The sequence below is a fragment of the Streptomyces sp. NPDC054841 genome (assembly GCF_053611045.1).
Map to the genome: position 1 here is coordinate 21,552 of NZ_JBSGZO010000051.1, position 9,864 is coordinate 31,415.

Consider the following 9,864-nt stretch of genomic DNA (forward strand, 5'->3'; position numbering starts at 1 on the left):
GAGGGTTGGGAGCCATGCACTGCCCCTTCTGCAGGCACCCGGACAGCCGTGTTGTCGACAGTCGGACCACCGACGACGGTACGTCGATCCGGCGTCGCCGCCAGTGCCCCGACTGCTCCCGTCGATTCACGACGGTGGAGACCGCCTCGCTGATGGTGATCAAGCGCAGCGGGGTGACCGAACCCTTCAGCCGTACCAAGGTCATCTCCGGCGTGCGGAAGGCATGCCAGGGGCGACCGGTCACCGAGGACGCTCTCGCTCAGCTCGGCCAGCGGGTCGAGGAGGCGGTGCGCGCCACCGGCAGCGCCGAGCTGACCACCCACGACGTGGGGCTGGCCATACTCGGCCCGTTGCAGGAGCTCGACCTCGTCGCGTACCTGCGCTTTGCGTCCGTGTACCGAGCGTTCGACTCGCTCGAAGACTTCGAGGCCGCCATCGCGGAGCTCCGCGATCAGCGGTCACCTGTAGAGGAGCGCGGGCCCGGCGGGGCCTCCGAGGTCCCCGTGCCCGCCACCGCCGCCGACTGATCGGCCGGGCCCGGCGAGGCCTGCTGATCGGCCATGGAGCGGCAAAGGACCTGCCACGGGCGCTGCGCGGCGCCTGCGGCATCAGACAAAGACTGTGCCCACGGGAAGATATGGGCACTTCAGGGCGTTTTTGCCCGTATATGGGAGGCGGCATGACAGAGACGACGAGCGGCCCGGCACGAGGCTCCCGAGCCAAGGGATCCAAGGCGGCCAAGGGCCTGCGCATCGAGCGTGTCCACACCACCCCCGGCGTGCACCCGTACGACGAGGTGGTCTGGGAGCGCCGTGACGTCGTCATGACCAACTGGCGCGACGGCTCGGTCAACTTCGAGCAGCGTGGCGTCGAGTTCCCCGACTTCTGGTCGGTGAACGCGGTCAACATCGTCACCAGCAAGTACTTCCGCGGTGCCGTGGGCACTCCGCAGCGCGAGACCGGTCTCAAGCAGCTCATCGACCGGATCGTGAAGACGTACCGCAAGGCCGGCGAGGACTACAGCTACTTCGCCTCGCCCGCTGACGCGGAGATCTTCGAGCACGAGCTGGCGTACGCCCTCCTGCACCAGATCTTCAGCTTCAACTCGCCGGTGTGGTTCAACGTCGGCACGCCCCAGCCGCAGCAGGTCTCCGCCTGCTTCATCCTGTCCGTCGACGACTCCATGGAGTCGATCCTCGACTGGTACAAGGAAGAGGGCATGATCTTCAAGGGCGGCTCCGGCGCCGGCCTGAACCTCTCCCGTATCCGCTCCTCCAAGGAGCTGCTGTCCTCCGGTGGCAACGCCTCCGGCCCGGTCTCCTTCATGCGCGGCGCCGACGCCTCCGCGGGAACGATCAAGTCCGGCGGTGCCACCCGCCGTGCCGCCAAGATGGTCATCCTCGACGTCGACCACCCGGACATCGAGGGCTTCATCGAGACCAAGGTCAAGGAGGAGGAGAAGATCCGCGCGCTGCGCGACGCGGGCTTCGACATGGACCTGGGCGGCGACGACATCACGTCCGTCCAGTACCAGAACGCCAACAACTCGGTCCGTGTGAACGACGAGTTCATGAAGGCCGTCGAGTCCGGTGGCAAGTTCGGCCTGCGCGCCCGCATGACCGGCGACGTCATCGAAGAGGTCGACGCCAAGTCCCTCTTCCGCAAGATGGCCGAGGCCGCCTGGGCCTGCGCCGACCCGGGCATCCAGTACGACGACACCATCAACCAGTGGCACACCTGCCCCGAGTCCGGCCGGATCAACGGCTCGAACCCGTGCAGCGAGTACATGCACCTGGACAACACGTCCTGCAACCTGGCCTCGCTGAACCTGATGAAGTTCCTCAAGGACGACGGCAAGGGCCACCAGTCCTTCGACGTCGAGCGCTTCGCCAAGGTCGTCGAGCTCGTCATCACGGCGATGGACATCTCCATCTGCTTCGCCGACTTCCCGACCCAGAAGATCGGTGAGAACACCCGCGCCTTCCGCCAGCTCGGCATCGGCTACGCCAACCTCGGCGCCCTGCTGATGGCGACCGGCCACGCGTACGACTCCGACGGCGGCCGCGCCCTGGCCGGCGCGATCACCTCGCTGATGACGGGTACGTCGTACCGGCGCTCCGCCGAGCTCGCCGCGGTCGTGGGCCCGTACGACGGCTACGCCCGCAACGCCGAGCCGCACAAGCGCGTCATGAAGCAGCACGCCGACGCCAACACCACGGCCGTCCGCATGGACGACCTGGACACGCCGATCTGGGCCGCCGCCACCGAGGCCTGGCAGGACGTGATCCGCCTCGGCGAGAAGAACGGTTTCCGCAACTCGCAGGCCTCCGTCATCGCCCCGACCGGCACCATCGGTCTCGCGATGTCCTGCGACACCACCGGCCTGGAGCCCGACCTCGCGCTGGTCAAGTTCAAGAAGCTGGTCGGCGGCGGCTCGATGCAGATCGTCAACGGCACCGTGCCGCAGGCACTGCGCCGTCTCGGCTACCAGCCGGAGCAGATCGAGGCGATCGTCGCCCACATCGCCGACCACGGCAATGTGATCGACGCGCCGGGCCTGAAGGCCGAGCACTACGAGGTCTTCGACTGCGCCATGGGCGAGCGCTCCATCTCCGCGATGGGCCATGTCCGGATGATGGCCGCGATCCAGCCGTGGATCTCCGGTGCCCTCTCCAAGACGGTCAACATGCCGGAGACGGCGACCGTCGAAGAGGTCGAGGAGATCTACTTCGAGGCGTGGAAGATGGGCGTCAAGGCGCTCGCGATCTACCGCGACAACTGCAAGGTCGGCCAGCCGCTCTCCGCCAAGAAGAAGGAGGTGGAGAAGGCCGAGATCACCGAGAAGGCCGAGGAGACCATCCGTACCGCGGTCGAGAAGGTCGTCGAGTACCGCCCGGTCCGCAAGCGCCTCCCGAAGGGCCGTCCCGGCATCACCACCTCCTTCACCGTCGGCGGCGCCGAGGGCTACATGACCGCCAACTCCTACCCGGACGACGGTCTCGGCGAGGTCTTCCTGAAGATGTCCAAGCAGGGCTCGACGCTCGCGGGCATGATGGACGCCTTCTCGATCGCCGTCTCGGTCGGTCTGCAGTACGGCGTGCCCCTGGAGACGTACGTCTCGAAGTTCACCAACATGCGCTTCGAGCCGGCCGGCATGACGGACGACCCGGACGTGCGGATGGCGCAGTCGATCGTCGACTACATCTTCCGCCGCCTGGCGCTGGACTTCCTGCCCTTCGAGACCCGCTCCGCGCTCGGCATCCACTCCGCGGAGGAGCGCCAGCGCCACCTGGAGACCGGTTCGTACGAGCAGTCCATCGACGAGTCCGAGGTGGACGTCGAGGGACTGGCGCAGTCGGCTCCGCGCCAGCAGGAGACGCTGAAGGCGGTCGCCCCGCCGAAGGCCGAGGTTCCGGCGCCGAAGCAGGCGCACACCTCTGCCGAGCTCGTCGAGATGCAGCTCGGCATCAGTGCGGACGCGCCACTGTGCTTCTCGTGCGGTACGAAGATGCAGCGGGCCGGCTCGTGCTACATCTGCGAGGGCTGCGGCTCGACCAGCGGCTGCAGCTGATTCCGAGCGCCGTCGGGGTCGAATCTCCTGGCGGCTGAGGTGAGGGGCGGGTACTGACCGATGGTCGGTACCCGCCCCTCACGCTTCGGTGTGGATGGCGTGAGCGCGGCGGAGCACCGCGACCGAGACTGTCGCTCAGGAGGACACGGTGCCCATCAGCTGGGCGAACTCGGCAGGGTCGGCGTCGAAACCACGGACGACCGTGTGCAGGCGCCACTCGCCGGTGTCACCCCGGGTGAACTCCGCGATCGTCGCGGCGGTGGCGTCCGGTACGCCCGAGAGGTCGTCGCTCGCCAGCTCGACGGGGCCCTCGAGTATCCGTACGCCGGTGTTCGTGATGTCGGAGAACCTCTTTTCCCCGGTGCGCTGCTGGATGACCACACCCACCACGACGCGCGTGTAGCCGTCGGCCAGGCGGTCGAGTTCCAGGGTCATGATCTCGTCCGAGCCGAAGCCCTGGCCGGTCTCGCTGTCCCTGTTGAGGGTGATGGTCCCGTCCGGTGACCGGCTGCCGAAGTGCACCAGGTACGCGGGTTTGCCGTGCGTCGCGTCTGCGGAATACGTCGCGGCGACGATGTCGAGATCATTGGCGGGAGCACCGATGGGGCTGGGGTCCCACTTGAGCGTCACCTGGACCTTCCGGAGCCCCTTGCTGAAACTGCTCACCCTGTTTCACCTTCCTCGTGGACGGCCGTTGCGGACGTCAACGCCCCCTGCGGGACACCATGTTGTCACGCGTGGAAGGCCGCACGGCGGAGAGTTTCGGCCGCCATGGTCAGTGCGGGATGCGCCGGGCGGGGCGCTGACGTACGACCTCATCGCGGAAGAGCTCAATGGCACTGCTGACCTGGCGCATCAACTGGGTGTGCTCGATTCTTTCGAGATAGAGACAGCGTCGAGCAATGCCCTCCAATTCAAAGGTGAAGTAGAGCGACATCAAGGGATTGATGAAGAGTTCGCTTCCGCGAGTACGTGAAGTGAACTGGACGTCTCCAAAAGCGCCTTGGACCGCGGCGGCTATGGATCCGTTGACGATGCTCGGCTGGTCAGGAGTGTGCTCCTGGGCGTGAGCCACGGCGTCGACGAAGAGGGCACCCTCCCGGGTCGTACGGGAGACCGAGAAGCTGCCCAGATACGCGCCGTCACGCTCCAGGGCCGCGATGTTCTCCAGAACGAGGCCGTGGCTCACTCCGTGGTACGCGTCGACACCGAAGCCGAGCGAGAGGACCAGACGCTCGGGTACGTCGAGTCCATACAGAGCGGCCACGCTGGTGAGATCCTCCTCCGGCGTGCCGAGCCCTGATTCGTCACCGCGCATGAGGATGTCGGTACCACCGTCGACCAGGACGACCGCGTCGATCTCGTACCGCTCGATCAGTGCCCGGTAGGCAGCGCGCAGCGGCTGTACTCCGACGCGGGCGAAGGCGTGGACGGTGCTGGGGTAGCCGTGCCGATCGAGCCACTGGGCGAGGGTGCGCTCGGGGAAATAGCTCTGGTGGAGCGACGTCGTGGGCTCGACGGTCGCTACATCGGGGGCGAGCCAGGAGTCGAGCGGCAGCCCTTCGACCGAGCTGAACGACAGATTGGCGAGGTGCACGTCCTTGCCCTGATGGAGCAGCGAGAGCGCCACCGGCAGGCCGGCGTAGATGTCGAAGCCGCCTCCGGCGCCCGCGATGAGGATGCGCTCGGCGGACTCCAGGCGCGCGAAAAGGGGGTTCAGATGCAACGGGGTCACGTGATCATTCTGGGCGGAACAGCGGCACAGGGGGTGTCGCCTTCAGCCGGAGCGTGACCAAGGCCACGTTCCGGGCCGTACGATGGCGCGGTGCTGGTCAAGTGGATTCGCTGCACTGTCGTGGACCGTCGAGGGTTCGAGCGGGGGCAGCGGAAGTGGGCGGGGCTGCTGGGTGAGCCGGGATTCCGGGGGCAGGGCGGAGGGTGGAGCCGCGGGCGGCCCGATGTCGCCCATGTCTTCGCGTTCTGGGAGACCCGCGCGTTCTACGACTCGTTCATGGCGCGATCGCACGACCGCCTGGCGTCCGCGCAGTCGGGCACGTACAAGGACACGCAGGCCAAGCTCTTCGACCATCGCTTCGATGTGAAGACCGGCTTCGAACCGCGCTTCACCGATGCCGATGTCGTGCGCGTCGCGCACTGCAAGGTGCACGCACACAGGGTCGAGCACTTCTCCCTGATGCAGGAGAAGGTGTGGAACCCGGCCATGGCGGGGTCGCCGGGAATGGTCCGCGGACTCTTCGGCGAAGCCCCCGGGAACGAGTTCCTGGTGCTGTCGATGTGGCAGTCGGCCGCGGAGCACGGCAAGTACCGCGTGGAGCGGGTGGAACGGCTGTCCCTGCGTGCGCAGACCGAGGCGGATGTCGCCGCGCTGGCGGGGGACGTCGTGGAGCTCGAGCCTTCCTGGACAGTGTGATCGCGTGCGGTCGGAGGGCGCGAATCCGACTGCTGAACCGTTCCTCTCGCAGGGTCCGTTTCCCACCGGACGCATACACCGGGACCGTTGCACCAGATGGATAAGCCTGGATGGATACGCCGGATGGAGTCCGGGTGGCTGCCCGGCCGATCGCGGCCCGATCTAGGGTTTGTCCTATGGCACGACCGCGGCGCATCGTCCTTGTCCGACATGGAGAGTCCGAGGGCAATGCCGACGACTCGGTGTACGAACGTGAGCCCGACCATGCGCTGAGACTCACCGAGCGAGGCCGGCGCCAGTCCGAGGCGACGGGGGAACGACTGCGTGAGCTGTTCGGGCGGGAGCGGGTCAGTGTCTACGTGTCCCCCTACCGGCGCACCCATCAGACGTTCCAGGCGTTCCGTCTCGACCCGGAGCTCGTCCGGGTCAGGGAGGAGCCGCGACTGCGCGAGCAGGACTGGGGGAACTGGCAGGACAGGGAGGACGTCCGCCTGCAGAAAACGTACCGCGATGCTTACGGGCACTTCTTCTACCGGTTCGCACAGGGCGAATCCGGTGCCGATGTGTACGACCGGGTGGGTGCGTTCCTGGAGAGTCTCTACCGGAGCTTCGAGGCGCCCGACCATCCGCCCAACGTCCTGCTCGTCACCCACGGACTGACCATGCGGCTGTTCTGCATGCGCTGGTTCCACTGGTCGGTGGCCGAATTCGAGTCGCTCTCGAACCCGGACAACGCCGAGACGAGGACGCTGCAGCTCGGTGAGGACGGGCGGTACACGCTGGACAGGCCCTTCGAGTCCTGGCGCACACCCGAGTCGTACGGGATCACCGGATAGAGTGGCGGTGCGATGACCGCTGATTCCTCTCTCGACCGGCGCTTCGACCGCGCCCTGGCCAGCCTGCGCGGGCTGTCCGTGGGAGACGCCTTGGGCTCCCAGTTCTTCGTACCCTCGAACCTTCCGCTGCTGAAGCGGCGCGAGCTGCCGCCCGGACCCTGGCAGTGGACCGACGACACGGAGATGGCCTGCTCCGTGCTGGCCGTGCTCGCCGGGCACGGCAGGATCGACCAGGACGTGCTCGCCCGCTCCTTCGCCGATCACCACGACTTCGACCGCGGCTACGGGCCCGCGGTGAACCGGATGCTCCGGCTGATCCGCGAGGGCGGCGACTGGCGAGAACTCGCCTCGGCGTTGTTCAACGGACAGGGGTCGTGGGGTAATGGTGCCGCGATGCGCATCGCCCCGCTCGGGGCCTGGTACGCCGACGACCCCGAGCAGGCGACGCACCAGGCCGAGATCTCCTCCTACACCACGCACCAGCACCGCGAGGCCGTGGTGGGCAGCATGGCCGTCGCGGCGGCCGCGGCGCTCGTCGCCTCCCCGGCGGGACCGCCCGCGCCCGCCGAGCTGCTCGACGGGGTGATCGCGCTCGTTCCTCGCAGCGCGGTGGGGGCCGGGCTGCGCCGCGCACGCGACATGCTCGACTACGGCGACGCAGGGACGGTCGCTGCGGTGCTCGGCAGCGGCCGCCGCACGAGCGCACACGACACCGTGCCGTTCGCGCTCTGGTCCGCCGCCCGGGCGCTCGGCGACTTTGAGCAGGCGTTCTGGACGACCGCGCAGGTAGGTGGTGACGTCGACACCACCTGCGCGATCACCGGAGGAGTGGTCGCGTCGGCCGAGGCCGGGGCTCCGCCTGCGGCATGGCTGGATCGGACCGAGGCTCTCCCCGGCTGGCTGCCTGCCCATGTCGGCTGAGCGCAGTCTGAGCATCGTGTGAAACGGGATCCACTGTCACGGTCCTGCTACAGCGCGATCGTGACCACGCGCGCCGCTTTGCGGGGGGGCTACCCTTTCGGCCACGCCGCCGCGTTGATCATGACGGGTGTGCGCCGACGAGACACCGGGGCGTGCGTGCCGACGCGCGGCCGCACAAGGGCCCGGTTGGAGGGGGTCCCGTGTCAGACATACCGTCCGCACCACAACCACCGCAGGCCGACGGGCCGGACCCGGAGGACCGGCCCGGCCGCGAGCCGCGCGGCCGGGACCGGGATCCTCTCGACCGGGGCCCGGACGAGGGCCGGCGCCGGATACCCGATCAGAGCGGGCACGAGGACGAAGGCCTGACGCACGAGCAGGCGAGCGCCGACGCACGGACCACGGCCTCGTCCGCGCCGGCTCAGGGGCGGAGCGCCGGTCCAGGGCCAGGGCACGCGCCGGGGCACGGGCACGGGCGCGCGTACGCTGCCACTCACGGGCCGACGCCGCAGTGGCACCAGCACGAGCAGCCGTGGCGTCCGCCGGCCCAGCCGCCCGAACCGTGGCTGGCCCACATACGGCCGGGCCCACCGGTCGGCGTGCGCGTCGAGACGCTCTGGTGTGCTCTCGCCACCGCGCTGCTCAGTGCCTGGCTGCTGGGTGACGGTCTCGGGGTGAACCTGCTGATCGTGGCCGTGCCGGCCACGCTCGCCGCCTTCTTCGCCGCCCGTTCCGCGGGTCGTCGGCTCCGTCCCTGGACGGCGCTCTGGGCGGTGGGCGGCCTTGCGCTGCTGGTCGTTCCCGCAGTGCGCGACGCCGGCTGGCCCACCTTCCTCGCCGTTGTCTCCGCCCTGGCGCTCGGCTCCCTCGCACTGCACGGAGGCCGCACCTGGCCAGGGGTCGTCTTCGGCTCGATCGGTCTGCTCGACGCACTCGTCACCGGTCCCGTCTGGGGCTGGCGCGGGCTGCGGGAGCGGGCTGACGGTTCGCGCGGCCGCTGGGGGCCTGCCCTCCGCACGATCGCCGTGGCAGCGGTCCTGCTCGTCGTGTTCGGCGCGCTGTTCGCCGGAGCGGACGCGGCTTTCGCCGATCTGCTCGGCGCACTGACGCCCGATATCTCTGCCGTCGACAGCCCCTGGCGCTTCCTCCTGTTCCTCATCGGGCTCGCCGGTTCCCTCGCCGCAGCGCGTACCGCCGCCGCCCCGCTCCGCTGGGACCGACTCAGCCTGAGCCCCGGCAAGGCCAGGGGACGGGCCGAGTGGGCCCTTCCCCTGATCGTCCTCAATCTGCTCTTCGCCGCATTCATCGCCGTCCAGCTCGCCGTGCTCTTCGGCGGATACGACAAGGTGCTGCGCGAGACAGGACTGACCTATGCCGAGTACGCACGTCAGGGCTTCTGGCAGCTGCTCTGGGCCACACTGCTCACGCTTGTCGTCATCGGCCTCGCCCTGCGCTGGGCGCCACGCGACGGAGCCCGGGACCGAACCCTCGTGCGGGCGGTACTCGGCACGCTCTGTGTGCTCACGTTGGTCGTGGTGGCGTCCGCGCTGCGCAGGATGGACCTGTACGTCGACGCGTACGGGCTGACGCGGCTGCGTGTCTTCGTCGGTGCGATGGAGCTGTGGCTGGGCCTGGTGATCGTACTGATCATCGTCGCGGGGGCCTACGGGAGCCGTTGGCTGCCGCGCGCCGTCGCGGCCAGTGCCGCAGCCGCCGTGCTCACCTTCGGCCTGGCATCACCCGACGCCCTGGTCGCGGAGCGGAACGTACAGCGCTACGAGAGGACGGGAAAGATCGACGTCGACTATCTGCGGGACCTGTCGGCGGATGCCGTCCCCGCCCTGGACGGGCTGCCGGAGCCGCTGCGCTCCTGCGCGCTGAAGACCATCGCGCGCGACCTCGAGGATGCGGACGAGCCGTGGTACGCCTCCAGTTGGGGCCGGACGCGTGCCCGGTCGATCCTGGAGAAGCAGCCCGCCGGGGCCGGCGCCCGCTCGTGCGCGGAGGACGGCCCGTACGGCGAGGTGCGCGACGAGTACGACGAGGACTCAGAGTTCGACGAGTACGACCCGGGCACCGGCATGGACTGATGGCCTGAGCAGAGC

8 protein-coding genes are annotated in these 9,864 nt (G+C 68.8%); 6 read left to right on the top strand and 2 right to left on the bottom strand.

Going from position 1 to position 9,864, the window contains the following annotated elements; genetic code table 11:
* The first annotated feature begins 14 nt into the window (after positions 1-14).
* Both nrdR and ACWGI8_RS10520 read left to right on the top strand, forming a co-directional pair.
* Positions 15-527, top strand: coding sequence for a transcriptional regulator NrdR (gene nrdR, locus ACWGI8_RS10515; RefSeq protein ID WP_453659741.1), 513 nt, complete (start codon positions 15-17; stop codon positions 525-527).
* Positions 528-679: 152 nt separating this feature from the next.
* Positions 680-3,571: a vitamin B12-dependent ribonucleotide reductase gene (locus ACWGI8_RS10520; RefSeq protein ID WP_453659742.1), complete on the top strand. Its 2,892-nt coding sequence runs from the start codon at positions 680-682 to the stop codon at positions 3,569-3,571.
* A gap of 135 nt (positions 3,572-3,706) precedes the next feature.
* On the opposite strand, the gene ACWGI8_RS10525 is transcribed toward ACWGI8_RS10520, so the two are convergent.
* Together ACWGI8_RS10525 and ACWGI8_RS10530 are read right to left on the bottom strand one after the other, a co-directional pair.
* Positions 3,707-4,237 (bottom strand): TerD family protein, encoded by a 531-nt coding sequence (locus ACWGI8_RS10525; RefSeq protein ID WP_453659743.1) that lies wholly within the window; start codon positions 4,235-4,237, stop codon positions 3,707-3,709.
* Positions 4,238-4,346: 109 nt separating this feature from the next.
* Positions 4,347-5,306, bottom strand: coding sequence for a DUF1152 domain-containing protein (locus ACWGI8_RS10530; RefSeq protein ID WP_453659744.1), 960 nt, complete (start codon positions 5,304-5,306; stop codon positions 4,347-4,349).
* 90 nt (positions 5,307-5,396) lie between these two features.
* On the opposite strand from ACWGI8_RS10530, the gene ACWGI8_RS10535 reads away from it, so the two are divergent.
* The 4 genes from ACWGI8_RS10535 to ACWGI8_RS10550 all read left to right on the top strand — a co-directional run bounded on the left by ACWGI8_RS10535 (position 5,397) and on the right by ACWGI8_RS10550 (position 9,849).
* Positions 5,397-6,002, top strand: coding sequence for a YdbC family protein (locus tag ACWGI8_RS10535; RefSeq protein ID WP_453659745.1), 606 nt, complete (start codon positions 5,397-5,399; stop codon positions 6,000-6,002).
* A 176-nt stretch (positions 6,003-6,178) separates the two neighbouring features.
* Positions 6,179-6,838, top strand: a complete 660-nt coding sequence (locus tag ACWGI8_RS10540; protein ID WP_453659746.1) for a histidine phosphatase family protein — start codon at positions 6,179-6,181, stop codon at positions 6,836-6,838.
* 12 nt (positions 6,839-6,850) lie between these two features.
* Positions 6,851-7,759, top strand: coding sequence for an ADP-ribosylglycohydrolase family protein (locus ACWGI8_RS10545; RefSeq protein WP_453659747.1), 909 nt, complete (start codon positions 6,851-6,853; stop codon positions 7,757-7,759).
* 200 nt (positions 7,760-7,959) lie between these two features.
* Positions 7,960-9,849, top strand: coding sequence for a DUF4153 domain-containing protein (locus ACWGI8_RS10550; RefSeq protein WP_453659748.1), 1,890 nt, complete (start codon positions 7,960-7,962; stop codon positions 9,847-9,849).
* The last annotated feature ends 15 nt before the right edge of the window (positions 9,850-9,864 follow it).

Excerpts from the sequence above, each read along its gene's own strand:
- ACWGI8_RS10520 (WP_453659742.1), top strand. The coding sequence starts at position 680 with ATGACAGAGACGACGAGCGGCCCGGCACGAGGCTCCCGAGCCAAGGGA.
- ACWGI8_RS10545 (WP_453659747.1), top strand. The coding sequence starts at position 6,851 with ATGACCGCTGATTCCTCTCTCGACCGGCGCTTCGACCGCGCCCTGGCC.
- ACWGI8_RS10540 (WP_453659746.1), top strand. The coding sequence starts at position 6,179 with ATGGCACGACCGCGGCGCATCGTCCTTGTCCGACATGGAGAGTCCGAG.
- nrdR (WP_453659741.1), top strand. The coding sequence starts at position 15 with ATGCACTGCCCCTTCTGCAGGCACCCGGACAGCCGTGTTGTCGACAGT.